Here is a 26,831-nt window from a genome sequence, read left to right as displayed (position 1 = left end):
ATTGAAAACATTTCGTATGCCCTTTCCAGCAATTATTGCGCAAATATGAAAATTTCAACCTTGTTGATAGGAATTCTTTCTTTATAACATCCGGTTTGGAAGAATTAGTTGTTTCCCGCTCTCGCGAGCTCGCGCATGTTGGCTTCGAAGGCGGCCAGCAGGGCAGCTTCGCCGCTCAGTCCATTCTCCTGAACCTTGCGGATTTGCTGTGTCATCCGTTTGTAATCCTTCGGAATGACGCGGACAAACTGGCCGAGGCTGTTCTCCCAGTCTTCCAGCACACGCTCGCCGACAGCACTCTCCGTGTAGTTGACATGCTTCTCGATCATGCTCTTCAGTTCCTGGGCTTCCTCTGCATCTTCAACGCGCTCCAGAAGAATCATCTCCAGGTTGCAGCGGTCGATAAACGAACCCTGCGGATCATAGACGTAGGCAATGCCGCCCGACATACCGGCGCCAAAGTTACGTCCCGTCTCCCCAAGGATGACGACGCGGCCGCCTGTCATATATTCGCATCCGTGATCGCCAACGCCTTCAACGACGACATTCACGCCGGAGTTGCGGACCGCAAAGCGTTCGCCGGCGATGCCGCGGATGTACGCCTCGCCGCTTGTCGCGCCATAGAAAGCCGTGTTGCCGATAATGATGTTCTCTTCGGCCTTGAACGTCGATTTCGGCGACGGCTTCACGATCAGCTTCCCGCCGGACAACCCTTTGCCGGTGTAGTCATTCGCGTCGCCAACCACGGTCAGTGTGATGCCCTTCGGAACGAAGGCGCCCAAGCTCTGGCCGGCCGTTCCTGTAAAGGTCAGCGAAATCGTATCTTCCGGCAGGCCGGCTGCCCCGTACTTCCGCGTGACTTCGCTGCCGAGAATCGTGCCGACGGCGCGGTCTACGTTCGTGATCGAAAGCTCGCCGGTAACCGGCGTTCCATCTTCCAGCGCCGGTGCTGCCAGCTTCAACAGCTCGCGCATATCCAGCGTCTCTTCGAGACCGTGGTTCTGGGTCTTCGTGCGGTAGCGCGTGCTTCCTTCCGGAAGCTCCGGTGTGTGCAGCAGAACGGACAGATCGATGCCTTGCTTCTTCCAATGTCCGTTCGCCTCTTCGGCATCCAGGCAGTCCGTGCGTCCGATCATCTCTTGGATCGTACGGAAGCCGAGCTCCGCCATAATTTCACGCATATCTTCAGCCACGAATCTCATGAAGTTAACGACATGCGCCGGATCGCCCATGAAGTTCTTGCGCAGTTCCGGATTCTGGGTAGCTACCCCCACCGGACAGGTGTCCATCTGGCAGACGCGCATCATGATACAGCCAAGTGCCACGAGCGGAGCCGTAGAGAAGCCATACTCTTCGGCACCCAGCAGCGCTGCGACGGCCAGATCGCGTCCGTTCAGCATTTTGCCGTCCGTTTCCAGGACGACGCGGTCGCGCAGGTTATTCAGGATGAGCGTCTGGTGCGTTTCCGCAACCCCAAGCTCCCAAGGAAGACCCGCATGGCGGATGGAGCCCTGCGGCGATGCGCCGGTACCACCGTCATATCCGCTGACGAGGATAATGTCGGCACGGCCTTTGGCCACCCCGGCCGCGATCGTTCCGACGCCAACCTCGGACACGAGCTTCACGTTGATGTTCGCGCGCGGATTGGAGTTCTTCAGATCATAAATCAGCTCCGCCAAATCTTCGATCGAGTAAATGTCATGATGCGGCGGCGGAGAAATCAAGCCCACGCCCGGCGTAGAACCGCGCACTTCGGCAACCCAAGGATATACTTTACGGCCCGGAAGCTGTCCGCCTTCACCCGGCTTCGCTCCCTGCGCCATCTTGATTTGAATTTCGTCCGCGTTCACCAGGTAGTTCGACGTCACGCCGAACCGGCCGGACGCCACCTGCTTGATTGCGCTGCGGCGGGAATCGCCGTTTGCATCCGGAATATAGCGCGCCGGATCTTCGCCGCCCTCACCGGTGTTGCTCTTGCCGCCGATGCGGTTCATTGCAATTGCGAGGCTTTCATGCGCTTCCTTACTGATGGAGCCGAAGGACATGGCACCGGTCTTGAAGCGTCTCATAATGGACTCGATCGGCTCGACTTCCTCAATCGGAACCGGAGCTCCTACCGGTTTCAGCTTCAGCAGCGAGCGGATCGTCAGATGCTTCTCGTTTTCACCCTGAACCAGCTTCGCGTACTTTTTGTACACCTGGTAATCGCCGGTGCGTACGGCCTGCTGAAGCAGGTGGATCGTCTGCGGGTTGAACAGATGCTCCTCCCCGTCTTTGCGCCATTGGTAGTCACCGCCGGAATCGAGCACCTTGTCGCTTCCGTCCTTGTCGGTAAAGGCGCGGTTGTGGTGGGCCAGCGCTTCGGCCGCCACTTCTTCCAGGCCGATGCCGCCGATGCGGGACGGCGTACGGGTAAAGTACTTCTCGACAAAATCCTCTTTCAGGCCGACGGCTTCAAAGATTTGCGCGCCGCGGTAGGACTGGATTGTCGAGATGCCCATTTTGGACAAAATTTTCACCACGCTCTTCGTCGCGGCTTTGATATAGTTTTTAACGGCTTTCTCGTGCGTCACGCCGCGCAGCAGCCCCTGCTGGATCATGTCGTCCAGCGTTTCGAACGCCAGGTAAGGGTTGACGGCACTCACGCCGTAACCGAGCAGCAGCGCGTAATGATGCACTTCACGAGGTTCGCCGGATTCGAGCAAAATGCTGACTTTCGTCCGCGTTCCTTGGCGGATCAAATGATGATGCAGGCAGGATACGGCAAGAAGCGCCGGAATCGCCGCATTTTCTTTGTCCACGCCGCGGTCGGACAGGATCAGGATGTTGTGGCCTTTCTTGATTACGCGGTCGGCCGCTTCGCACAATCCGTCAAGCGCCTTACGCAGGCCTTCCGCCCCCTCCTCAGCCGGGAAGAAGATCGGAATCGTCATCGACTTGAAGCCGGGACGGTGCACGTGGCGGATCTTCGCGAAGTCCTCATTCGAGAGAACCGGCGTGTCCAGACGGATCTGGCGGCAGCTCTCAGGCTCCGGATGCAGCAGGTTGCGCTCCGGTCCGATCGTCGTTCCGGTCGCGGTGATAATCTCTTCGCGGATCGCGTCGATCGGCGGGTTGGTCACCTGCGCGAACATTTGCTTAAAGTAGTTGTACAGGCGCTGCGGCTTGTCGGACAGCACCGCCAGCGGCGCGTCGTAGCCCATCGAGGCTACCGCTTCCTGGCCGGTCGAAGCCATCGGTTCCAGCACTTTGCGCAGATCTTCGAACGTATAGCCGAAGGAGAGCTGCAGCTGCTGCACGTTGTCATGCTTCGGATTCGGCAGTTCCGGCGCGTCCGGAAGCTCATCCAGATTGACCAGATGCTCGTCGAGCCACTCGCGGTACGGCTGCTCGGCAGCGATCTGGGCTTTCACTTCCTCGTCGGAGATGATCCGTCCTTCCTTCGTATCTACGAGCAGCATTCTGCCCGGACGGAGACGGTCCTTGTACAGGACATCCTCAGCTGGAATGTCGAGCACGCCGGCTTCCGAAGAAAGAATAATCAGGTCGTCCTTCGTCACGTAATAACGGGACGGACGGAGTCCGTTCCGGTCAAGGATGGCGCCGATCTGCACGCCGTCGGTGAACGCCATAGCCGCTGGTCCGTCCCACGGTTCCATCAGCGTGCTGTGGTATTCGTAGAACGCTTTTTTCGTTTCGTCCATGCTTTCATGGTTGTTCCAAGGCTCTGGCACCATCATCATGGCGACGTGTGGCAGGGAACGTCCACTCAGGTACAGGAACTCAAACGTGTTATCGAACATGGCGGTATCCGAACCGTCCGGATTGATGACCGGCTTGACCTTCTCCAGGTCATCGCCAAAAATATCGCTCTTAAACAGCGACTGGCGCGCATGCATCCAGTTCACGTTGCCGCGGAGCGTGTTGATCTCCCCGTTGTGAATCATGAAGCGGTACGGGTGCGCCCGTTCCCAGCTCGGGAAGGTGTTCGTGCTGAAACGCGAGTGAACGAGGGCGATCGCTGTCTCTACCAGCTCGTTTCTCAGGTCCAGATAGAACTGCCCCACCTGATTGGTGGTCAGCATCCCTTTGTATACGATTTTCCGGCACGAAAGGCTGGAAATATAGAAGGAGTCCGCCTGCGGAGCGTCGCCATAACGGATGGCCAGCTCGGCGCGTCTGCGGATGATGTACAGCTTGCGCTCGAAGTCCATTTCGTCCTTCACATCGATGCTGCGTCCGATGAAAATCTGCCGCACGTACGGCTTGGCTTCCTTCGCGGATTTGCCCAGCATCTCGTCATAGGTCGGAACGTCGCGGAAGCCCAGGAACTGCTGTCCTTCTTCCCGGATGATTTCGACGAGCCGGCTCTCATGAGCCTCCCGAACGGCTTCGTCGTGGGAAAGGAACAGCATGCCTACGCCGTATTGCCCCGGTTCAGGCAGCTCAAAGCCGATCCGGGCCGCTTCTTCCGCAAAGAAGCGGTGAGGAATTTGCAGCATGATCCCGGCGCCGTCACCGGAATTGGGCTCGCTGCCCTGTCCGCCGCGGTGCTCCATATTCTCGAGCATCGTCAGAGCCTGGCCTACGATCTCATGGGAAGCCCGGCCTTTGATATGAGCGACGAAGCCCATGCCGCAGGCGTCTTTTTCAAACTGCGGATCATAAAGTCCCTGCTTAGGGGGAAGTACCGTATGTCTCATGGAAAGCAACCTTTCTATCTTCAGAATAAATAAATGCAAGTAAATCCAGATACATCAAAATAAACCAGTACGAAGACGACATTGGCTACAAGAATAATACTTCATGCTCACTAGGGGAATGGGGTATGCGACAACGGCGGAAATCCTCGTTGCATGGGGGAATGGTTTTCTTTTTGTTATAAAACGTCGATAATTATTCAAAATGAATTGGTTATATTATTTTAACACCCACTAAACCTCTGCGCAATTTAAACTTTTTATGAATGTGATAAGAAATGTTTTGCATTGAAGCATTAAAGCGGCATGTTGTAATTAACCTGAAAAGCGTATGATTATTCATTTCAACCAGGTTTTTTCCAATATACAGAAAAACAGCCTCCCCCAACTTAAGAGGGAAGCTGTTTGTCGGCGATGCCAATGGTGCCCTTGTGCTTCATGTCGCCGTTTTCGTGGAAATAATTGCTGTACAAAAACTGCAGCCGGCTGACCCAGCGCATTTCGCTGTTCATCGCGCGCAGCATCAGCTTCTGGACCTTCGGGTCCGTCGCCGTCAGCATCAGGTCCGAATAATTCCACGCGGCTTCGAGTGCGTCATCGACGGTCGTTTTCAGTCCGGTTACATACGCCCTCGGCGTTTCAACCTTGCTGAAGACCGGGTAGCAGCCGGTATGCTCATAATAGATACGGGTCAGCTCGGCGAGACGGCCCTGCCGCTCCTCTTCGACCACGCGGCTGAAATAGATCCGGTGGTCCGGGGGAGCCAGCTCCTGAAGCCTTCGTCCCTTACGGATCGCTTCGTACTCGCCCTGTATGGCTTTCTGCAGCTCGCCGGCCGGCAAATACCCGTTATGTTCACTAGTTCGGTAAAACAATCAACCCCCGCCTTTCCGATAGGCTAATGTTACGATACTGTATGCCCGGATACGGCGGGGGGTGCCATTTGTCAAAGCCACCGCTTCATCAGCGGTCAGATCTCAATGCTCTCTCCCGGCTTGAGCGCGTGTCCTTCAATGCCTTCCTGATGAAGACGGTCGCAAAAGAGCGTACTGTTCTGGTTAATGGCAGGGAAAGTGTTGTAATGCACCGGAATGACGCGGTCCGCCCGCAGCCATTTGGCCGCCAGCAGCGCATCGTCCGGTCCCATCGTCAGCACGTCGCCAATCGGCAGCGCGGCAGCAACGATCTGATTCATTTCACCGATAAGCCGCATGTCGCCGAACAGCGCCGTATCTCCCGCATGGAAGAACGTTTTGCCGCCCATGGTCAGCAGGATGCCCGCCGGTTCTCCGGCATAGATCAGCGCGTCGCCGTCCTGAACCGCAGAGCTGTGGAAAGCCAGCGTATATTTGACCTTGAATCCGTCAAACTGCTGCTGCCCCCCGATGTTCATGGCAAAGGTTTTCGCACCCTTCTTGCGGCAGAACTCCGCCAGCTCGAACACGGCGACAATCGGACAATCATTCGCTTTGGCAATCTCCAGCGCATCGCCAAAGTGGTCGGAGTGCCCATGGGTGAGCAGCACCGCATCCACACGGATATCCGCAGGCGCAATACCCGATGCCGGATTGCCCGAGAGAAACGGATCGATGATCACGCTCCGGCCGCTTTCCTCCACCACCACACAGGAATGACCATAATACGTAATTTTCATATGAACGCCACCTCCTCATTATCCTTTACCCATAAACATTTTAAACTTACGGGATTTATTTGTAAAAGGAGTGGTTGCCGATCGTCTTGGCCAAGGTCCGCGTATGGTGAACCGTCAGGTCGTCGGCCAGCTTCAGCGACAGAAAATAATACGTATCATCCGAGACTTCCTTGCGTCCGTTAAGCGCCTCATTGACGGCATGAATCGAATCCTCGTTCGGCTTCACACGGTCAAAACGGCCGTTCGCCACAGGACTGAACTGATATCTCTGGTAAATGACTTTTCTAATCGTATCGGGAAAATTGGCTGACCGCAGCCGGTTCAAGACAACATTGGCCACAGCCACTTTGCCTTTGTACGGTTCGCCTTCGGCTTCTGCCATCACGATTCTACGGAGCAGAAGCACGTCCTCAGCGGTTACCTTGTACTGTTTGGTCGCTTCCGACTTCTGGGAAGGACTGAGCAGTTTGGTCCGGCTGAAGAATAACGTGGTGGGGGGATTCAGTTTTGGATCCAGCTTCGGCTTTGCTGCAACAGCTACAGCTTTCTTCGCCTTAGGCTTCGCTTGCACAGCTTGGGCCTTTTTGGCGGGCGCCGGTGTTTGTGCTGAAATCCCTTCGACAAAAAGGGGATGATGCTTAACATTCCATTTTTTCAATAATTTTACATTCAAAAGCTGCACGGAGTTTTCCGCGGTTAACGGGTGTTTTGCCCCCTGTATAGATAAATGCTGCGGGCTTGCGCCTGCTTTATCGTTCTTGCTGTATGTTACGGCCCCCAGTTGATTCGTGCTGTCGTTATACTGCATTTTATGCATCTGCTCGTTTTGCAGCAGCATGCAAATTGCAGAGAAACACACCAGAAGCACACCGATCAGCAGTGCCATCCAGCGGTTTTGACGTAATGTGTACATGTTTCTCCTCCTATATTTCCGGCACATTCCCTCTTTAAGTAACCAAAAATACAGGTTTTGAATAACCTTTGGAAACATTTTCAGTCAATTGCTGTATCCGAGATCGTACAATAACTGACAAACAGGACAGTCTTTACAACACATGTTGCTTAGGAACGGCACAAATTTACTTCACAGGATACGGCAACAAAGGGAACTCGATATTCGATCATGTGCGGAAAAATATATTCGATTTCTATTGCTATTTATTTCCAATCTACGAATCTTTCATTTGAACGGCCTCTAGTATCTCATACATTGGCTTTTCGTGCAAATGCGTGGAAAAAAGTACAAATTCATCGACCTCCCAAATCAGAGGCTGATTTTTTCCTTCAGGACCGGATTTTTCCACTGCCAAAGACGGTAAATTGGAGCCTGCAAAAGGCGATTTTCCCCCGTATTTACGGGCAATCGTGACATGGGGACGGTAAGGTCTCGCCTCTTTTGCGAACCCCAGTTCCCCCATCTCGGAAGTGACCGCTTCATAGAGCTTGTCCAGGCCGCCGGATTGGTCAATTACTCCAGCCCATAACACCCGGGGAGACTCCGCTGACCCGAAGGTGCCGAACGCTCCAAATTCCAGTTGAAATGGGTTGATTTTCAAGGAAGCCCTTTTTAAGGCAGCCGTGATTTCCGGCACTCTTCCAGCCTCAGCGTCTCCCAGAAATTGGACGGTAATATGGTAATCCTCCCGGTGCGTCCATTTTTTAAAAGCGAGCTCCTTCTCGTTCCGGTGCCTCCATTCTTCCAGTAATGATCGGATCGATTCCGGTATCCGGACCGCAACGAATAGCCTTAAAGGCTTATCTTGAACTTGTTTCTCTTTCATTTCCATGCAAGTACTTCTCCTTTCTTCCCCTTTGCGCCGCATAAAATGATCCTGTAAAAATTGGTACCGAAGGTATAATTCGCATGAATTCCTTCATTAATATAGTTTCACCTTTCGGGCCCATTGTCATGCAGCAGAGTTACGCAAAAGCATACTCTTAGGAGGGCGTTTACTTGACCGCTGCTCCCTTTCATTCACTTGGCCTCGGGGGACCCTGTTGTATATCGTTTCAAATCTGTTATCCTGAATATATTCATAATATATAGACTGAACTAATGATTTGCATTAAGCTTCCTGTTATAGCAGCCCCATACGGCCTGTAACATTTCATTAGTTCATTCTATTTAGAGTAGCAGAAACGCCACATCAAGGGTACATACATGAAGGAGGCTGAAACGGTATGAAGCAAATTGTTTGTCTGCATTCCCTGACTCCGGAGCAGACCCGATTGATTGAACAAGCCGCCCCCGGCTATAAGCTGACCGTCGTCAAAAGCACCGATGCGGATCCCGCACTCGTGAACGAAGCGGAAATATTGGTCGGCTGGTCCAGGCAGATTGCCGATCAGGTGCTGAATCAAGACAGCCGGCTGAAATGGCTGCAGACCTGGTCGGCCGGCGTGGACACGCTTCCGCTGGACAAGCTCGAACAGAAAGGCGTGCTGCTGACGAATTCCAGCGGCGTCCATGCGATTCCGATCTCGGAGACGATCCTTGGTATGATGCTCTCCTTCTCACGTCAGCTGCACGTCTCGGTCCGCAATCAGCTCAAGCACAGCTGGGAGACGAAACTGGCCGCGCCGGGACGGGACACCTTGTCCGAGCTGCATGGCCGAACGGCCGTCATCGTCGGCGTCGGCGAGATCGGCAGCGAGACAGCTCGCCTGGCCAAGGCATTCGGGATGCGCACCGTCGGCGTCCGCCGTTCCGGCAAAGCCGATCCTCACGTGGACGAGATGTTCACCATGGACGGGCTCCACAAGGCGCTGAGCCAAGGCGATTACATCATCAGCGTGCTGCCGCTTACCGATGAGACGCATCACCTGCTGAATGCGGATGCCTGGGCGGCGGCCAAGCCGGGCGCCTGCTTCATCAATGCGGGCCGCGGGCCGACGGTGGATACGGCATCCCTGCTGGGCGCGCTCCGCAGCGGGCAGATCAGCTGCGCCGGGCTCGACGTGTTTGAGAAGGAGCCGCTCCCTGAGGACCACCCGTTGTGGGACATGGAGCAGGTCATCATTACACCGCATGTTTCCGGAAGCACTGACCGGTATACCGAACGGGTCATCGATATTTTTGTCGAAAACCTGAAGGCCTACGTGCAGGGAAAAGAGCTTCCGCGTAATCTCGTCAATTATGAGCGTGCTTATTAATACGGACATCTCTCAGCAGCTGTCCCCGCAAGGTGGAGTTTTGCCTCGGAAATTTTCCGGATGCTATGAGAGCGTCCTGATATATTCGGAGCATGAAAAAAGGCTGTCCCGCGTAACCGGTCGATTCAGACCGGATCGTGAGGCAGCCTTTTTTTCGCTTGATACTCGTGATGAGCACTGAGATGATTGACTTGACTTCAACTCATGTTGGTAATCTTCTTCTATTATAATGAGAAACTTCTACTACTAATAGGATGAGAAACTTCTACTACTAATAGGATGAGAAACTTTCTTCTATTATATAGTAGAAAGTAATCGCATGCCGGATGGCTTACCGCCTCCGTCACCCGCAAAGCCAGACGTTCCGGACAAAGCCGCCCTTCCATACCCGGGCGCTGTCCAGAATGGCAAAGCCCGCCTGCTGAATCGATTCCGCCGCTTCCTCCGTCGATACAATGACAGCCCGTTTCGCCATACGGCGCAGGCTCTGCAGCATAACGAGCCGCTGATCCGTGCTGAGCACCGAGCACAGGTTGTACGGCATGTCCAGGACAGCCGCATCGAAGCGATCCGTCACCTGCGTCATATCTCCGAGCGTCACCACCTCCGGATAGCCGAAGTGCTTCAGGTTGGCCCCGGCCCCCCGGATGGCCAGCGGATTGATGTCCCAGCCCCGAATGTCGATGCCCATCGACAGGGCTTCGATCAGCACGTTCCCCATGCCGCAGCAGGGATCGGCTGCCCGGACACCCGCGGGCTCCGGCACAAGGATGTTCACGAGCGAACGGGCGGTCGTGACGCTGAGCCCGGTGGAATAATTGTGCGGCTTGTCCTTGTGCAGCCGCCAAGCGCGTTCGGGATACCGGCACCATCCGAGCATCCACTGTCCCTCGGCGGACAGAAGGCCGAACTGCACGTCCGGATGCTTCATCTCCGCCTTTCCCCGTATGCTGCTGCCGACGCGGCGTTCTAGCATCCGCTGGTCCTCGTAGGAGCAGGGATCGCCGGATTTGACGTACGTTACTTTGAATGTGGCGTCCCCAAGCTCTAACTCCGAAGCCTGCCGAGCAATTTCTTCGACCGAGTAGCCATGCATCAGCACGTCCAGACGCATCGACACATACGGACTGCGGTCCGGGTCAAGCAACCGGGAGCTGCGCAGCATTGGGCCTCTCCCTTTCAAGGGTTTCGCCTGCCCGAGCAGAGCATTCAGCTCCATCCGGCACAGCTCCGTTTCCGACTCGTGGCTGGCGTACATATAAATAAACTCCGATGGTTCGGATGTCAATTCCATCGTTCCTCCGTTCGTTCTTCCTATCTTCCGGCTCCATTGCGGTCTAACCGTTCAGCACCGCCCTTATTCTACATTACCGAATTCCCATTCCCAATCAAGATCCGCGTCTGCAGAATGACAGGCGAGCTTGTCTGGCTCCCTTTTATAAGCACACCGACGCCAGCAGCCGGTAAGATTCCAGCCGCTCGGCATAACTCATCACCGGCGTGGTGACCAGGAACTCGTCGCACCCGAAGGAATCCGCCAGCTCCAGCAGCTTCGACTTCACCTGCTTCGGCGACCCGGTGATCAGCCGGGTCGCCTGCGGCTGCGGCTCGCTGGCCTCAGCTCCCGGCCGCTCGACTTCCGGCAGGGCTGACCGGCGGGACAGCGCCAGTGCCTCCTGCTCGGTCGCGGCGCAAATGACGCCGATGGCCGCGATGCTTCTCGGCCGCTCCAGCAGCGCCGACGGCTTGAAGCCCTCCCGGTAGGCCGCCAGCACCTCGGCGCCGTCGCGGTCGCTCATGAACTGGCCGAACACGTAGCCCGTCCCGTTCTCCGCCGCGAAGCCGGCGCTTTTGTTGTTCGTCCCGAGCATCCACAGCTCCGGCTGGATCCGCGGGACAGGCTTGGCCGCGACCGGCACGTCTTCGTACGCATAGCGGTCCTCCAGCAGCTCGATCAGCGAGCGGACCCGCGCCGGCATCTCGGCCACATGCTGCAAATAATTGCCGCTCAGCGCCATCGAGGCATGCGCCGAGCCGCCGGGCGCCCGGCCGATGCCAAGATCGACGCGGCCGGGGTAGAGCGCAGCCAGCATGCGGAAGTTCTCCGCGACCTTCAGCGGGCTGTAATGCGGCAGCAGGACCGCCCCCGACCCGATGCGGATCCGCTCGGTCCGGGCTCCGATATGCGCCAGCAGCACTTCCGGCGCGGCGCAGGACAGGTTCACCAGGTCGTGGTGCTCCGCCGCCCAATACCGGGTGTAACCCCATTGTTCTGCATGGCGGGCCAGGCTGGCCGCTTCCTGCAGTGCTTCCTCAAAGGACGCCTCTCCTATTTTTGGTACAAGATCCAGCACGCTAAGTTTAAGAGCGCCCATCCGGTCTTTCCTTCCCTTCTATGGCTGCCTAATCCAGGTCGTAAATGGAACCTACCTTCAATCCGTACAGCTCATTGTAAATTTTTTCAGCAAACGCATCCGTCATGCCCGCAATATAGTCGATCACCATGTGCTCCCACGTCCAGATCGGATTCGGTCCGGCCTGATCCTTCTCGAACCGCTGCAGCCAGTCGGAGGGGATAATCGATTTGGAGGCGACCGGATCGAGAAAAGCGTCCCACAGCCGCTGGATCATCCACTCGCTGCGCTTCTGCAGCCGCTGCACCCGCAGGTCACGGATCATCGTGACCCAAGCGAAGCTTTTCAGCACGCTGACGGTTCGGAGCATATCCTGATCCTCCTGGCCTTCCTTGACGAAGGTCACCTTCTTCCAGTCCCCGTCGTCAATGACGCCGAGGCTGCTGACGAACAGGCTTACCCAGTAAGCCTTGACCTCGCGGCGGGTACGGGAGTAGTCAAACTCGCAGTACGGTAGCTTCTCATTCCACACTTTTAAAAAGGACGTCAGCACTTCCTCCACCTTGTAGCGGATATGCTCTTCCGGGCAGTTATCCCAGAACGCGTCCTCCAGCGTCATGACTTTCTCGACGATCAGGCGCAAAATATGCGGATCTTTCAGAAAATGCTCGTGCACTTCGATTTTCCCGGCCTTGATGCCGTCTTCGAGGTCATGGGCCGAATAGGCGATATCGTCGCATAAGTCCATCAGCTGGGCTTCGAGCGTCTTTTTGCCTGCAGGAATGCCCCAGTCCTGGCGGATCTGCGAAATATAGCCCCATTCGTGCTGGTACAGCCCCTTTTTGAGCAGGGTGCCGGGATACGGATATTTATTGATGCCAAGCAGAATCGCGTCAGACAGGTTCAGACCGTCCACATTTTCCCGCTTCTCCAAAAACATGATCAGCCGGAAGTTGTGCGCGTTGCCTTCGAAATGCTCGTATTTTTTCCGCAGCCTAGCGCGGACGTCGTTCACTTCATCCGGGGACAGATGCAGCCCCTTCACGGCTTCTTTCGTCCGGTCCCGGATCAGCTGATCCAGAATGCCGTCCAGCACCTCTTCCCCTTTATGTCCAAAAGGAGGATGGCCGAAGTCATGCGCGATCGCCGCGCATTCCACCACCTCCGGATCGATCACGAGCCCCGGATTGTCCGCCTGCTCGTCGCTGACCTCGGGATGCGCCCGCAGCAGGCTGCGCGCTGCTTCCCGGGCGATTTGCGCCACCTCAAGCGAGTGGGTCAGCCGCGTCCGGTAATAGTCCCCCGTACCCGCGCCGAACACTTGGGATTTGCCCTGCAGCCTCCGGAACGTCGGCGAATGGATCAGCCGCGAATAATCCCGCTCATATGGCGCGCGGGACGCGTCGGATTTCACTTGTTCGGGGTACTGCCGATGCTCTCTTTTTTCTTTAATGTTCATGTACAGCACTCCTCTCTCGGGCAGTATGGTTTTTTTATTATAAGCGATTTTGCCGGAGGTGTACTAACATGGGACGCGGGTGAGTGTCTATTTTCCATAAAAATGAAAAGCTTATCGCAAATATCCGAACAGTTGGTGTCAACATCACTGACAGTGGATTGACAGGAAGGCATCGTTTGCTCATTGATTCACCATTGTCGAGACTGGGAGCCTGCGGGTTTTGGTGGGTATCATCCCAAGCCAAAAAGGAACCCTTCATCCTGGGGATGAAAGGTTCCTGATAGAAATACTTCATTCGATTGCATTATAATGCTCAATCGGATTCCGCCGGCTCCACGGCCTCCAGCAGCGCGCGATCGAGATCGGCCGCGTACGCGTCCTTCGCCGCCGGGCTCCAGTTCAGCACGCTGCCCATATATTCGATGACCGGCGCCTTCCAGGTGCGCACGAGCTGAATATCGAACAGCGTCGCGCCGAGCCGGCGGGTAAAAAAGTCCACCGGCGTCGCCGCCATCTCCGCTTCCAGCGCATAGGCCAGCTGGCCGAACAGCATCAGCGGCAGCCCGTGCGCTTCCGCCTCCGCCCGGTGGCTCTGGATCAGCCGGAAGACGCCGGATGCATTCGTGCCGTATTTGCCGGCGATCGCGAGGGCTTCATCCGGGGCCAGACCCGCCTCGATTCCGGTCTGGGCGGTCTTCCGCACGAAAGGTTCATACTGCGCCGATCCGCCGAAGTCCCCGCCCGAAATCGGCAGATGCTTCGTCTGGCATGCTTTAAACGGGCGCCCTGTTTGTTCAGTCAGCTCCCGGGACAGCACGTCCACAATCGTCTCGGCCATCTTCCGGTAGCCCGTCAGCTTGCCCCCGGCGATCGTCAGCAGCCCCGAGCCGGACTCCCAGATCTCGTCCTTGCGGGATATTTCCGACGGATCCTTGCCCTGTTCAAGAATGAGCGGCCGGACCCCGGCCCAGCTGGACTCCACATCCTCCGCCGTAATTTGCAGCTCGGGAAACATATAATTGATCGCGTTAATAATATAGTCGCGGTCTTGGTACGTCATCCGGGGATGCGCCGTATCCCGGTCGAAGAAAGTATCCGTCGTTCCCACATACGCCTTGCCGTCGCGGGGAATGGCGAACACCATTCTTTTATCCGGCGTGTCGAAGTACACCGCCTGCTCCAGCGGAAACCGGGATTGGTCGATGACCAGGTGGACGCCTTTGGTGAGGCGCAGCGTTTTGCCCTCCTTCGACGCATCCTTCTCGCGGATGCGGTCAACCCACGGCCCTGCGGCGTTAATGACCTTGGCGGCGTGGATTTCATAGGTGTCCCCGGTCAGCTGGTCGTGGACCACCGCGCCGCGCACGTTATTCCGGGCGTCATACAGCAGCTCCTCGACCTTGCTGTAATTGAGCGCCGCAGCCCCGTGCGCCACGGCCGCTTTCATCACTTCGATCGTCAGGCGGGCGTCATCGGTGCGATACTCCACGTAGTACCCGCCGCCCTTCAGCCCCTCCTTCTTGATGAGCGGCTCCTTCGCCAGCGTCTGCTGCGGGGAGAGCATCATGCGGCGCTCCGCTTTTTTGACGCCGGCCAAATAGTCGTACACCCTTAGTCCGAAGGACGTGCTGAACTTGCCGAACGTGCCGCCCTTGTGGATCGGCAGCAGCATCCACTCCGGCGTGGTGACATGCGGACCGTTCTCGTACACGACCGCCCGCTCCTTGCCGACCTCGGCGACCATTTTGACCTCAAACTGCTTCAGGTAGCGGAGCCCGCCGTGCACCAGCTTCGTCGAGCGGCTGGATGTGCCTGCGGCAAAATCCTGCATTTCCACCAGCGCCGTCTTCATCCCGCGGGTCGTCGCGTCCAGCGCGATGCCTGCCCCGGTAATACCGCCGCCGATGATCAGGACGTCAAACTTTTCCTGCTTCAAGCTCTCCTTAATTTGTTCGCGATTCGTATTGGACCATATCATCTGTGCTTATCTCCCTCCAGATCGAAAAAGAGACCCCCCAAGATATGTTTCTGTGTTTATTTAAAAGCCATGGCTGCATGTACGGCCTTCTTCCAGCCTTCGTACAGCCCGGTTCGCTCCTTCTCTTCCATCACCGGCTGGAACTCGCGCTCGATCGCCCACTGTCCGGAGATGTCGTCCTGGCTCTTCCAGTAGCCAACGGCAAGCCCCGCCAAATATGCAGCGCCTAACGCCGTCGTCTCATTAATGACAGGCCGTTCGACCGAGACGCCGAGCACGTCGCTCTGGAACTGCATCAGAAAATCGTTGTGCACGGCACCGCCGTCGACGCGCAGCGTGGTCAGCTCGATGCCCGAGTCGGCCTCCATCGCGGACAGCACATCCTTCGTCTGGTAGGCCAGCGATTCCAGCGTCGCCCGGATAAAATGCTCCTTGGACGTGCCGCGCGTCAGGCCGAACACCGCTCCGCGCACATCGCTGTCCCAGTACGGGGTGCCGAGCCCCACGAAGGCGGGAACGACGTACACGCCGTCCGTTGAAGCCACGCGTGAGGCGTACGTTTCGCTCTCCTTCGACTCCTTCAGCATCCGCAGCCCGTCGCGCAACCACTGGATGGCCGAGCCCGCCACGAAAATGCTGCCTTCCAGCGCATATTCCACTTTGCCGTTGATGCCCCATGCGAGCGTCGTCAGCAGGCCGTGCTCCGAGCGGACCGCCGTTTCGCCCGTATTCATCAGCATAAAACAGCCGGTGCCGTAGGTGTTCTTGGCCATGCCTTTGCTGTAGCACGCCTGCCCGAACAGAGCCGCCTGCTGGTCGCCCGCAACGCCGGCGATCGGCACCTCTGTGCCGAAGAAATGGTACGGCACCGTCAGGCCGTATACCTCGGAGGACGGGCGCACCTGCGGCAGCATGGAGGCCGGAACCCCCAAAATCTCCAGCAGCTCGTCGTCCCATTTTAACTCGTAAATGTTATACATCAGCGTGCGCGATGCGTTTGAATAATCGGTCACATGCGCGCGGCCGCCGGTAAATTTCCAAATGAGCCACGTATCGATCGTGCCGAACAGCAGCTTGCCCTGCTCCGCCTTCTCCCGGGCGCCTTCGACTTCGTCCAGAATCCACTTGACCTTCGTACCGGAAAAGTACGGATCGATCAGAAGCCCTGTTTTGGCGCGGATGGTGTCGTCTAGCCCTTGGGCCTTGAGTTCTTCGCAAATGCCGCTCGTCTGCCGCGACTGCCACACAATCGCATGGTACACGGGATCGCCCGTTTCCTTATCCCACACCACCGCGGTCTCCCGCTGGTTCGTGATGCCGATCGCCGCGATCTGCTCGGGCTTCACGCCCGATTCCGACAGCACGGACGCGATCACTGACAGGACCGAACCCCAAATCTCGTTGGCGTTATGCTCCACCCAGCCCGGATGGGGAAAATGCTGCGTTATCTCCCGCTGGGCCGTATGTACGGCTTCTCCTTTTTCATTAAATAAGATAGCCCGGGAACTCGTCGTCCCCTGGTCCAGTGATAAAATGTATTTTTCCATAAAACCCTCCCTGCTCCGTCAGCGAACGATGCGCTCGTTGTGGTTGTGCACATTCGGGATGTTGCTGGATGTATATCCGCTAAGAAAAACGTCTATCGACGTCCCTTCAAAGGAGACAGACCGCGTTTAGCGGAAGTTTTTCTTGCGAGATCAGGAAGCGGAGGCTCCGAAACTTATACTTTCTGATCTCTTAAGAAAGACAAACCATGTCGCTTGGTGACGTTTACATGGTTTTCCTTAGTGACATCATACTATATTTGGAGCGGGTTCGGGTTAACAAAATCGAAGATTGGCGAAGGAAATGGCGGAGTACAGATGATGGGACTGATGAGGTGCTTGGGGAGAATTGAAGGGCGCAAAAGGGAGCGGTAAAGGAGGAATTTAGGACAGGATGAGGACGTGGTAGCGACCTAGTGGGGACATTGTGAGGGATTGGCGATGACGTAGTGAGGCATTCTGAAGACATTGTGAGGACTTTACGCAGCGGAGACATTGTGGGGACATTGTGAGGACGAAGCGGAGAACATTGTGAAGACGAAACGGAGAACATCGTGGGGACGTGGCGAGGACTTGACGATGACGAAGTTGAGACATTGTGAGACGTGGCGAAGACTCGACGATGACGATGTGGAGACATTGTGAGACGTGGCGAAGACTCGACGATGACGATGTGGAGACATTGTGAGACGTGGCGAGGACCTGACGATGACGAATGGAGACATTGTGGGATATGACGATGACATAATAAGGACATTGTGAGGATCCATTACAGAGGAGTGGAAGATATATCAAACGGATAAAATTATTATATTGTAATGCGTATCGATACACTATATAATAAACAACAAATATCCAAGGAGGGTCTTTTGCATGAACTATTCGATTAACCTGTTCGGCTACCACGTGGACTGCAAGCTGAACGTCGAAGAAGACCGGCTGCAGCTGGACATCGCTGAGGAAGACCAGAAGTCGCTGAAGCAGTATTTGATCCGGGTGCTGCCAAAATACGGCCGCGAAGCATCTCAGGCTTCGACGTTGGACGAGCTGGTGAAGCTCGCAATTGATGCTGAAAAAACGATGGAAGGCCACATGTCCGAACCGAAGCTCAAGCTGCCTTACGAATTCCAGCCGGAAATCAAAGAGAAGCTGATCGAAGCGGCGGCGCTGCAGGACATGTCCGCAACCCAGCTGCTGATTCGGATTATCGAGCGTAAATACCAGGAAGTTATGGGGTAAAGGGGGTTTTGGTTATGCCATACGGCAACAAAGTTAAATTTCATTACGACGTGCCTGCTTACATCAAAAAGCAGCTTGCCGAAGCGGCCAAGAAGCTGAACATGACCGCCACGGAGCTGCTGTCCAAAACGATCGAGGAAGAATACGAGCGGGTCAAACGCGAGCAAACTTCCGCTAACTCCGGGAAATAGCGGGGATCTGGGCTGCGAACCTTTCCACGGAACGGGCCTGTTCCACGGAAAGACTCAGGTATTCATAGTCCTGACCGATCCGGTCGCATGACAGCAGATGGCACTCTGTATAGTCGTCCGCCGGATCGTGTTCCAGGAGATACACGCGGATGCTCGGGTTCAGGTCCTCGATTTTGCAAAAAAACACTGCTTCCGGGGCGGCGTCCATAATCGTCTTGATGCGTTCCCGCACGCATCCCGGCAGCAGCGGCTCAAGCAGCGAAAACGTCTGGATAGTCGGTTGGTATTCATAAATCAGCATACGCGGATGCCTCCCTTTTAGTATGAAAAAAATTATGATTTCCCTCCTGCCTGACTTGTCTCTATCTATGGTAGGTACTCGCGTTTTCGTTAGAGCACCTTTAGCCGCTGTAAAATCGTCAGCACCCTGTACAGATCGTAGCTTCCATTCACCGGGTTGCTGATGATCTTCGCCTCAACCGCAGCTTTTACCGCGGATTCCGCCCAAGCCGGAACCTCCATCTGCTGCCGCGCCTCCAGCGCGGAGATCCGCTGCCCCACCTTTTGCAGAAGGATCTCAAGTTGGGTCAGGAGTTCCGCTTTTTTCTTCAAGTCATCCAGCTGCTGTGCCAGCTCAGTAATGTTAACACTCATTTCGGTGTGATCTCCTTTCCATGTGTCATATTGAGGCAGTCCATACTGCTCCATGATCGCGATTAGCTTGGACGGGTATTTCGGATCTGTCGCGTAGCCGCCTTTCCCAACTGCTTCGGCCGCCTGCCGGTAATCTGCGCGCAGCACGCCGTGGTACCGAGTCGGCTTGTCCTTCGTGCCGTTCAGCAAAAGCTTGGAATGATCGGTAATGGACTCCGTCCAGGAGTGATATTTGCGAAAAGATGCCGCCACCTTCACCGCCTTGCCGTTGACATACTCTGTGGTGGGCATTTCTACGCTTCCCGCTGTGCCCTTGCCTTTGATGCCGAACAGGTTGTTTGCCTGCCGGGCGAGCCCGCTTGTCCCCCAGTTGGATTCCAGTATGGCCTGGGCGATGGTTAAGGAAGCTGGAACACCGGTGGCCTGCATGTCAGCGATGGCGCAGGGGGCGAGGGTGGCGATGAATTCGGTTGGATTCAATCCGAGTCCCCTACTTTCTTCGTCTGCTTCACAACCTGGTGGCCGAATACTGCAAAAGCTCCCGCCAAAATCCCCTGGATGAACGTCTCCGCGTTCCAGCCATGCATCCAAACCGTAAGTAACACAGCGGCGATGACCACCATGTACACAATGCTCCAATCCGGCACCGACGGCGTCTGCTTCATGACATATCCCAAAACCCAGCACGCGGCCACCACAATCAACAGCTTCGGGTCGATCAACTGCCAAATCATATCCCAATCCATGTTTCATCCACCTTTCTGGTAATAGTTAATGTCCTGCAAGCTGAATGGCGGCTGCAATGGCACCCATCACGATCGTGATGGCCGCGCCGCTGACCGTCCGCCACAGCCATTTTTGGCCGTCCTCGATCCGGTCCAGCCGTTGATGCGCTGACTTTACCGACTGCATGGCTTCCCGGGCGAGTTCCTTGGTTGTCTCAATCGTGGCGGCCAGCGTCGGCACTTGCTCCAAGGTTTTTTCAATACGTGCGAGTTGAATTTGAATCTCCACCAAAGCTTTGGTCGCATCCTCCACGTCACTCACCCTTTCGTGTGGCACGGCGTTCCCCTCCTTTGAACTGATAAAATGAGATGCCCCCGGACCACCTCCGAGGGCATAAAAAATACGCCTTGCGGCGCTGCTGGTTAATTCCCTTCTGGGATTGTAGTATTTTCCTCTGGTGTTTCTGGTGCGGAATATTTTTTCATGTTGTACAGGTCAATTTTCATTTTTCTTTTATCCCCCTTGGAATCCATGTGTATTTGTTCTAGTGGTCAGGATTGCCCGTTCCCATAAGCCTTCCAGTAGATCGTGCCCCGAGTGTTAGACGTGTACGGCAAGGAAAAGCCAGTACTATTTACATATACATTCGGGTCGTTCGGATCCAGCCGTGCCGTGCCGTCCGTGATGTATAACCACGGGACGTCATTGAATACCGGGTAGCTGTCCCACCGCATCCATATTGTAAACTCTCTATCTACATCTCTCGCGCTGCTGTAATAGAAGAGGATAATAAACGCAGGTGTCCAGCCTAAGTTATGCGTGACGGTGGTCTTATAGGCGGTCTTAGTGCCGCTGTCTTTGTATTTGTACGTCGTGCTGGATATCTCAGGGACTGCCGATCCAAAGCCGTATTTGTATGGCAGCACATTACCTACAACCCCGAAAATAGACTTTCCAGATAGAATGTTCGCGGGGTTTAAGTTAGGGTCGTTGATCCTAATAGACCCCTCCCCTCCGACGTTGACCCCATCGTCGTAGTACCCTGTCTGAGGCTGAATAATAATATCTCCGTTCGAAGTGTTGCCCTTTGAGCCTACCGCTGTAACATAGGTGTTATTGCTGCCCCCTGCTGTCAGCATCGCCCTGGAGTAGTCTTTCAGCGTCCCCGCCTGTCCTGCTACAGTGTTTCCTTCGACCAGTTTGACCGTCGGCACGGTCACCCCTTTAACGATTCCGCTGCCGTTGTGGTAGCCTGCAGGGATCGCCTGGTCTGCAGCTGTTGGGGTGATCGTAACCGCGCCCTTGTTCGGCATGGTTCCGGTGACCTTCTGGCCCTTGACGTAGGCGGTCTTCCCTGGATAGATGTCCGAAGCTGTAGCTGTAGCATCTGCTGTGTACGCAAAGTTGTTGTCCTTCACGATCTGTACCAGGTCGACCATTGTCTCGTTACCCGTAAGCGAGATTTTCTTCGCCTGTAGCGCTTCTTTCAGATCGGGGATTTGGTTAATTCCCGTCAGGGCCTGCAGCTTAGCGATAACTTCACTCAGTTTCGCGTTACTTGGTAATTGCATGTGTTAACCTCCATTTTAACCAAATACCAGCCAATTATAATTCGCATAGTAACCTTCTACAGGAAATAAGAAACCGTTTGAATTAACATATGCTGCTCCATTCACCGCGTTTGGTGACATATTGACGCTGTCATAGGCCAAACTAATAAACCCACCATCTTGTGAACAATATATTGTAGGTTTAAAATCAGTGGAGCCATAAGAAGTCTTATACAGTAATATCAGTTTTGGGCTCCAACCAAAAGCATACGAAACTTGTACATAATAATGATTTACAGTGCCAGCGTCGAGCCTAACAAAGGTTTTAAATTCCGTAGAACTTATCACTGTCCCAGATACAAATTTGTATTTTGCAGCAGTTCCTAACACACCTCCAACTTTTGCACCTTCGATTATATTTGAGGCTATTAAGTCGGCAACTGCTGAAACCTTCCCATTACCGTTATGGTACCCAGCAGGAATAGTCACATCTGAAGATCCCGGGATCAGCGTAACCGCCCCCTTATTCGGCATTGTTCCTGCCTGCCCCGCAATCGTCGTACCCACCAGTACATTCGCTACAGGCACCGGAACCCCAGAAACTTTCCCATTGCCGTTATGATACCCAGTAGGAATTGCTACATCTGAAGATCCTGGATTCAGCGTAATCGCCCCCTTATTCGGCATCGTTCCCTCTTGCCCCGCAATCGTCGTACCTGCCAGTACATTCGCTACTGGTACCGAAACCCCAGAAACCTTCCCACTCCCGTTATGGTACCCCGCAGGAATCACAACATCCGATGCCCCTGGTGTAATCGTCACCGCACCATTATATTGCATCCCCGTAATGGCTTCTCGGATCGAAGTCCACGTCGATGACGTACTTATATTCAGAGTCGGGTTAACTGCCTTAAGTTTGTTTACGACATCTGTTTTGATCGAGTCATTATTGGCTTCTGCAGTGTTTGCAATATCGATCAAACTTTGTAGATCCGTCTGGCTGATTCCAACACCGCCGCCAACGCCTCGCACTTTTAGCGGATCAACGAAACCTCCCAACATTTTAAGACTCCTCTCATTGATTCGTGTATGTTCTGTCGATAACATTTCCGTTGCTGTCATAGGTGAGCGTCCACACGATCTTTCTCGTCATCCCATCTGGCTGATTTTGAAGGACCCAGGTATCCGTCGTGTATCTCCCGTTGGTCTTGTTGGTCAGAGTGCAGTCAATGGCTGTAGCGTTGTCCTCAGGCTTAACGTATAAAACCTTGGTGTATACCTGGGCATCTGCATCCCAGTTTTGCAGTGAGATGCGGTACGGCCTAATCCAAATATCCATAAAAAGCAGATTTTCGTTATAGGCTGCGCGATTGTTAGTGTCAGAACCGTCCGGCAGGTTAACTCCGGTTTGCAACTTTGTAGACATACCATATCCCTCCTTTACGGTCTATATTTCTCCCATTCATCCCAGGTAAGATTGAGCGCACCTGTTTGATCCCAGGACTTCTTCGCTTTGTCCAGCTCATCCCACGTCAAATAAGTAAATTTATACTCCAACGACATATGAGCCGGCTTAACTTCCTCCATGACTGCCTTTAAATCTTCTAAATTCGCTGGAATACCTCGCGTACCAATAAAAGTAACGGTAATTTTATACTCACCCGGCGAGATCAATACACTAACTTCCCCGCCGTCGTAAGCCTGCGCCACGTTTTTGATCATGGAACCCGAAACCTTACCGCTGCCTCTCAGCTTGGATTCAACATAAGAGCGTCTTTGGTCAATTGGCTTAGTTTTATCTGTGGGTATCCCCAGCTCCGCCTCCCACCGATCCAACCCCCACGAAGCCGTCTTCACAAAAAACTGCTCCAGCGTCTCATTCAGCGCAGCATAAAGAGCATCCAACTCCGCGCCCTTGGCATCCACATCAGCTCGAATGACCCGGCTGAATTCGTAGTAAGCTGGCAGATAAGAGAACAGTTCGGCACCACGAGAGCTTGTAAATGCAGCGTCACTCATGGACGTCCACCGCCCCCAATACGGCCACTTCCCCAGGACTGATTTGGATATTCGTATCCGCGGAACCGTTGACCGTCAGATTGGAATAATCGATGATCGGCGGGATATCCAGCAGAATGGCAGCAATTCGGGTAAAGCGGACAAGCGGATCGGCAAAAGCCAGCTGTTTCAAATAGGCGGTAATGCCACCGATCATCTGCTCTTTGACCATGTCTAAAGTTGCACCGTCTGCCAAAGTGAGCTGGACTGAGATATCGATCGGCACCTCTTTTGCGGGCATCACCGTTACAACCGGTCCAGCTGGAGCTTTTCCTTCTCCTTGACCGTCCATCGTCGGATCAATATACTGCTGAACAGCTTCAACGATCGTTGGGCTGGCTGCCCTTTTATCCATATCGACCAAATAAATGCCTACGGTCCCCGGACCTTGCCATAACGGAGCGACCTGCACTCCTCCCACGCCGGGAACCTCATTGGCCCACTGGATATATTGCGCTTTGTTGCCGCTGGTCCCCTGGTTTCGGATTTCCGCATAGTACCGTTCCAACAACGACTCATCCGACTCTTCATCGGCTCCGCCGGTTACTGCTGCCGGATTGCTCACCGAAATGATGCCGCTGGTTGGAACCAACAACACCTCAATGACGCCTGCCGGGACGTTCCCCTGGCTGCCTGCAATCAAGGCCGTGATGGGTGCCACTCCCTCACCGTTGCTATCCAGCGTCACGTCCGCGGTTGTTTGGTACTCAATGCTGGACTCTCCTGTAATCTCGTCAGCCGGCGTGGCAATCAAAGTTCCCTTCGCCAGTTTTTTTCCAGGCTGCCCCACAAACTTCACGGTCCCGGTCGCAGGCACCGCTGCTCTCCGGTTCACCCCGCGCTCCGCCGTTCTTAAGGTCAGGTACTCACCGAAAGCCGTACTCGCAAACCCCCGCCTCAACACCTCCTGCGCCCACAGCGCCGCCTCGGACAGCATGAACGCCACCGGCGCCTGCGCGTCCCAAATAAACGAGCCCTCGGACTTGTCGATATCCGAAGGTACCTTCGCCAGCATGCGGTTCATAATGTTCTCTTCCGTCTGATCCTGCAAAAAAAGCGGCAAGTCCGCCATCAGATCACCACGCTTTCTATGATTTCAACCTCGTCCCGGACGCTCTGGATGCGGCAGCTGAAGCGGCAGGCCTCACCTTCCCACGCAAACACGAACTGATCCACGCTCTCGGTCCGCGCATCCGCCAGGAGCGCCTCGGAAACCATGCGCCGGATTTCGCTCTCGAGCAGAGCGTGATCGTAGCCGCTGCCGACCAGATCCTCCAGCTCGCTGCCGTAGTCCCTGGAATAGATGAGATGGCGGTAGCGCGGGGTACGGATCGCTTTTTCGCACCAGGTTACCCAGGCTTCCCTTTCGTCCGCGACGGCGATTTTACGGGTCGGGGACATGACGAATTCCCCGGCGTCAAAATCGAACCGCCAGCTCCTCCCAAACACCGCCCCGCTCCCCTCTAGTAGTTCCGTCTCCGCATCCTCGGTCCAGACCATGTCTTCCGTCTCTGGAAACAAACTAGCCACGGCCGCTCACCACCCTGCAGACAACGACCACGTCATCCCCGCCATTTACGCGGACGGCCAGCACCCGATCCCCAGGCTTAAGCCCGGCACCCAGCTTCAGCGCAGCATCCGGAACCTCGGTTTCGTCAAAATAAAACGTCTTATCCATCGCCACGCTCCCCCAATTCGGGGTATCCGTTCGCGTCCCGGACGCTCCAACCGCCATATAACGCGGCAGCGCAAGCAGCCCGGGCAGCTCCGCCACCATATAGTCCTGCATTTCGTGCTTGAAATCGTCCAGCTTCAGCCCCGTCGACGTGATCGTCCCCAGCACCGCCCCGACGCCGCCGAGCGCCTGGCGCGTGTGCTTGCCGACCGAAGCGTACAAAGAGGATGCAAACTGTCCATACGGGTCTTTATTCAAGGTAAAACCTCCTTTTGACGTCGTCGTAGGTTCCGAGCTCCAGCGACATGCTTCCCGGGTTGCCCAGTTCGCGGCTGACCGAGATGACGAGCAGCTGCACTTGGCCCAACTTAACCGCATCCCCCGCCCGAATCGTATTGATATCCGGAGCGTTCACAGTGATCGTCTCCTGGATACCGCGCAGCTTGCTGCGGGCGAGCTCGCGGGCGGCTGCTCCATTTTTCACCTCGTCGTCCTGGATAATCGCCTGGAGCTGCCCGTACTTGGCTACGTCCTTTTCTTCAATGGCGAGGACTTTGGAGGGAACCTCTTTGCCTGTCTCGCTCGCCGCGGTCGCCAGCACCTTCACCTTCGTCGCCGCCCCTTCCAGCGTGCGCGTCTGCATCGTATCCGTTACTGCCTCAAGAACGTAGACGTCCGGGTTCGTACCCAGCTCGTACAGCTCCAAGCCGGAGGCGATCATCCGGGGATGATACAGCTTGCCGCCAGCTTTGGCGGTCGCCCGCAAATCAGCAAACATGCTCGCATACAGCGACTGCGTCCGGTACACGGCCCGGCCCAGCTCCTTGCCGGTATCCGGCAGCTTGGCGATTTTCAAATTCCAGTCGGAGGCATATTTTTTAAAACGCTGCGTCGCCGTCTGCTTCGCCGGGAACAAATACTCGTCCTCCGATTTGTCCAAGTAGACTGTGCGGTCGTACAGTGTTATAGTCATCCGCTTCATGCCGTTGTTCGTCGTCTCGACCTCCCACACGACCGCAGGATGCAGCAGGGTGACGTAATCCTTTTTCCCGTAAGGAATACCGCTGATGCGGATCGCCATGCCCGGCGAGATCGGGGGCAAATCCGGCGTCACCACCAAGTTGACCGTGCCCTGGTAAGCGATCTGCTCCAGCGAATCGCGCAGGTTGATTGCCTCCACCAAGGGGGTCAAATCGTATTTGTCCTGCAAAATCACCTTGTAACTCATGACAGCACCAGCTTCTGCCCCGGCTTAATGGCGTTCGGATCCTTGCCGATTACCTTCTGGTTCAGCTTGTAGATCTGGTTCCATTTTGAGCTGTCACCGAGCTCCAGTTTGGCGATTTTGGAAAGGGAGTCCCCCGCCTTGACCGTGTAGGTTTTGTTGTTCTCCTTCATGTCGGTGCGCTGCTTTTTGTTGACTGCCGTCCCGCCGCCAGTGCCGCTGCCAGCCGTTTTCGCCACCTTAAGCTCTCTCCACGTGCGGAGCGTGATGTCGAAATACACGTCCCCCGGCTCCCCGCCCCGGAACGTCGTTTGATGGGAGGCCACAAACACGGGCACATTGATCCCGGCTTCGCTGATGACAAACCGGAGCGGGGTTTTCATGACCAAAAAATCGTTCAGTTTGTTCATCGCCACCTGCGGATCAGGCAGCTCGCCTTTTCCCCCTTTGCAGAAGGACTCATCGTACACTTTCGGAAAAAAGGAGGAAAACGAGATTTCCTTAATCCGGTCCCCCTGCGGAAAATCGAACTCCCCGGACGAGAGAATGTTGGCGGTATCGTAGCCCTTTTGCCTGGAAATGATCACTTCCTCCGGATTGACCGGAAACGTGAATCGTTCACCCTTCCCGGTCATTAACACCAAATCCACAGCAGTTCCTCCTCTCTGGAA

At 55.3% G+C, this 26,831-nt stretch carries 26 protein-coding genes; 3 read left to right on the top strand and 23 right to left on the bottom strand.

The annotated features are described in order from the left end of the window. Positions 1–104: 104 nt before the first annotated feature. From gltB to thpR, 5 genes are all read right to left on the bottom strand, one after another. Positions 105–4,703: a glutamate synthase large subunit gene (gene gltB, locus BCV73_RS33225; RefSeq protein ID WP_089549923.1), complete on the bottom strand. Its 4,599-nt coding sequence runs from the start codon at positions 4,701–4,703 to the stop codon at positions 105–107. Positions 4,704–5,089: 386 nt separating this feature from the next. Beyond that, positions 5,090–5,575 (bottom strand): ferritin-like domain-containing protein, encoded by a 486-nt coding sequence (locus BCV73_RS33220; RefSeq protein WP_076175038.1) that lies wholly within the window; start codon positions 5,573–5,575, stop codon positions 5,090–5,092. Positions 5,576–5,670: 95 nt separating this feature from the next. Further along, positions 5,671–6,354, bottom strand: coding sequence for a metal-dependent hydrolase (locus BCV73_RS33215; protein ID WP_089549922.1), 684 nt, complete (start codon positions 6,352–6,354; stop codon positions 5,671–5,673). A gap of 55 nt (positions 6,355–6,409) precedes the next feature. Then, positions 6,410–7,267: a cell wall hydrolase gene (locus tag BCV73_RS33210; RefSeq protein ID WP_089549921.1), complete on the bottom strand. Its 858-nt coding sequence runs from the start codon at positions 7,265–7,267 to the stop codon at positions 6,410–6,412. A 256-nt stretch (positions 7,268–7,523) separates the two neighbouring features. Beyond that, positions 7,524–8,135: an RNA 2',3'-cyclic phosphodiesterase gene (gene thpR, locus BCV73_RS33205; protein WP_218828214.1), complete on the bottom strand. Its 612-nt coding sequence runs from the start codon at positions 8,133–8,135 to the stop codon at positions 7,524–7,526. A 400-nt stretch (positions 8,136–8,535) separates the two neighbouring features. Between thpR and BCV73_RS33200 the strand changes: the two genes are divergently transcribed. Next, entirely contained in the window at positions 8,536–9,507 is a 972-nt protein-coding gene (locus tag BCV73_RS33200) for a D-2-hydroxyacid dehydrogenase (protein WP_089549919.1), read from the top strand. 343 nt (positions 9,508–9,850) lie between these two features. Here the strand turns inward: BCV73_RS33200 and BCV73_RS33195 are convergent, their stop codons facing one another. The 5 genes from BCV73_RS33195 to glpK all read right to left on the bottom strand — a co-directional run bounded on the left by BCV73_RS33195 (position 9,851) and on the right by glpK (position 16,845). Next, positions 9,851–10,801, bottom strand: a complete 951-nt coding sequence (locus BCV73_RS33195; protein ID WP_089549918.1) for a TRM11 family SAM-dependent methyltransferase — start codon at positions 10,799–10,801, stop codon at positions 9,851–9,853. 142 nt (positions 10,802–10,943) lie between these two features. Then, entirely contained in the window at positions 10,944–11,882 is a 939-nt protein-coding gene (locus tag BCV73_RS33190; protein ID WP_089549917.1) for an LLM class flavin-dependent oxidoreductase, read from the bottom strand. A 28-nt stretch (positions 11,883–11,910) separates the two neighbouring features. Next, on the bottom strand, positions 11,911–13,320 hold the full coding sequence (locus BCV73_RS33185) for a deoxyguanosinetriphosphate triphosphohydrolase family protein (protein ID WP_089549916.1): 1,410 nt from the start codon (positions 13,318–13,320) through the stop codon (positions 11,911–11,913). 313 nt (positions 13,321–13,633) lie between these two features. After that, on the bottom strand, positions 13,634–15,298 hold the full coding sequence (locus BCV73_RS33180) for a glycerol-3-phosphate dehydrogenase/oxidase (RefSeq protein WP_089549915.1): 1,665 nt from the start codon (positions 15,296–15,298) through the stop codon (positions 13,634–13,636). Between the two features lie 56 nt (positions 15,299–15,354). After that, positions 15,355–16,845: a glycerol kinase GlpK gene (gene glpK, locus BCV73_RS33175; protein ID WP_089549914.1), complete on the bottom strand. Its 1,491-nt coding sequence runs from the start codon at positions 16,843–16,845 to the stop codon at positions 15,355–15,357. A gap of 870 nt (positions 16,846–17,715) precedes the next feature. On the opposite strand from glpK, the gene BCV73_RS33170 reads away from it, so the two are divergent. Further along, positions 17,716–18,081, top strand: coding sequence for a hypothetical protein (locus BCV73_RS33170; protein WP_089549913.1), 366 nt, complete (start codon positions 17,716–17,718; stop codon positions 18,079–18,081). Between the two features lie 14 nt (positions 18,082–18,095). Then, positions 18,096–18,272 (top strand): hypothetical protein, encoded by a 177-nt coding sequence (locus BCV73_RS35285; RefSeq protein WP_179232110.1) that lies wholly within the window; start codon positions 18,096–18,098, stop codon positions 18,270–18,272. Here the strand turns inward: BCV73_RS35285 and BCV73_RS33165 are convergent. The 13 genes from BCV73_RS33165 to BCV73_RS33105 form a co-directional block, all read right to left on the bottom strand. Then, complete coding sequence (locus tag BCV73_RS33165; protein WP_089549912.1) at positions 18,256–18,573, bottom strand: hypothetical protein; 318 nt, start codon at positions 18,571–18,573, stop codon at positions 18,256–18,258. The two genes, BCV73_RS35285 and BCV73_RS33165, sit on opposite strands and share 17 nt — an antisense overlap. A gap of 89 nt (positions 18,574–18,662) precedes the next feature. Beyond that, a complete protein-coding gene (locus BCV73_RS33160) occupies positions 18,663–19,406 on the bottom strand; it encodes a glycoside hydrolase family 73 protein (RefSeq protein ID WP_089549911.1) in 744 nt (247 codons plus the stop codon). After that, positions 19,403–19,672 (bottom strand): phage holin family protein, encoded by a 270-nt coding sequence (locus tag BCV73_RS33155; protein ID WP_089549910.1) that lies wholly within the window; start codon positions 19,670–19,672, stop codon positions 19,403–19,405. The genes BCV73_RS33160 and BCV73_RS33155 overlap by 4 nt, the downstream gene beginning before the upstream one ends. Positions 19,673–19,697: 25 nt before the next feature. Next, positions 19,698–19,988 carry a hemolysin XhlA family protein gene (locus BCV73_RS33150; RefSeq protein WP_244169417.1) on the bottom strand — a complete coding sequence of 97 codons (291 nt, stop codon included), beginning with the start codon at positions 19,986–19,988 and terminating at the stop codon, positions 19,698–19,700. A gap of 215 nt (positions 19,989–20,203) precedes the next feature. Continuing rightward, on the bottom strand, positions 20,204–21,223 hold the full coding sequence (locus BCV73_RS33145; RefSeq protein WP_089549909.1) for a hypothetical protein: 1,020 nt from the start codon (positions 21,221–21,223) through the stop codon (positions 20,204–20,206). A 15-nt stretch (positions 21,224–21,238) separates the two neighbouring features. Next, positions 21,239–22,324 carry a hypothetical protein gene (locus BCV73_RS35530; RefSeq protein ID WP_218828213.1) on the bottom strand — a complete coding sequence of 362 codons (1,086 nt, stop codon included), beginning with the start codon at positions 22,322–22,324 and terminating at the stop codon, positions 21,239–21,241. Beyond that, a complete protein-coding gene (locus BCV73_RS33135) occupies positions 22,278–22,628 on the bottom strand; it encodes a hypothetical protein (RefSeq protein ID WP_089549908.1) in 351 nt (116 codons plus the stop codon). The genes BCV73_RS35530 and BCV73_RS33135 overlap by 47 nt, the downstream gene beginning before the upstream one ends. A gap of 14 nt (positions 22,629–22,642) precedes the next feature. Beyond that, positions 22,643–23,221 carry a YmfQ family protein gene (locus BCV73_RS33130; RefSeq protein WP_089549907.1) on the bottom strand — a complete coding sequence of 193 codons (579 nt, stop codon included), beginning with the start codon at positions 23,219–23,221 and terminating at the stop codon, positions 22,643–22,645. Continuing rightward, a complete protein-coding gene (locus BCV73_RS33125; RefSeq protein WP_089549906.1) occupies positions 23,214–24,332 on the bottom strand; it encodes a baseplate J/gp47 family protein in 1,119 nt (372 codons plus the stop codon). Before BCV73_RS33125 ends, BCV73_RS33130 begins: the two co-directional genes overlap by 8 nt. Then, positions 24,332–24,790 carry a DUF2634 domain-containing protein gene (locus BCV73_RS33120; RefSeq protein ID WP_089549905.1) on the bottom strand — a complete coding sequence of 153 codons (459 nt, stop codon included), beginning with the start codon at positions 24,788–24,790 and terminating at the stop codon, positions 24,332–24,334. The genes BCV73_RS33125 and BCV73_RS33120 overlap by 1 nt, the downstream gene beginning before the upstream one ends. Beyond that, on the bottom strand, positions 24,783–25,193 hold the full coding sequence (locus tag BCV73_RS33115) for a hypothetical protein (RefSeq protein ID WP_089549904.1): 411 nt from the start codon (positions 25,191–25,193) through the stop codon (positions 24,783–24,785). Before BCV73_RS33115 ends, BCV73_RS33120 begins: the two co-directional genes overlap by 8 nt. Continuing rightward, positions 25,186–26,163, bottom strand: a complete 978-nt coding sequence (locus BCV73_RS33110) for an XkdQ/YqbQ family protein (RefSeq protein ID WP_089549903.1) — start codon at positions 26,161–26,163, stop codon at positions 25,186–25,188. The genes BCV73_RS33115 and BCV73_RS33110 overlap by 8 nt, the downstream gene beginning before the upstream one ends. Beyond that, positions 26,160–26,795, bottom strand: coding sequence for a LysM peptidoglycan-binding domain-containing protein (locus tag BCV73_RS33105; protein ID WP_179232172.1), 636 nt, complete (start codon positions 26,793–26,795; stop codon positions 26,160–26,162). The genes BCV73_RS33110 and BCV73_RS33105 overlap by 4 nt, the downstream gene beginning before the upstream one ends. Positions 26,796–26,831 lie beyond the last annotated feature (36 nt).

Source organism: Paenibacillus sp. SSG-1 (assembly GCF_002224835.1).
GTDB classification, from domain to species: domain Bacteria; phylum Bacillota; class Bacilli; order Paenibacillales; family Paenibacillaceae; genus Paenibacillus_AQ; species Paenibacillus_AQ favisporus.
The sequence above is the reverse complement of the archived record's forward strand: the minus strand, read 5'-3'. Positions and strand labels throughout refer to the sequence as shown.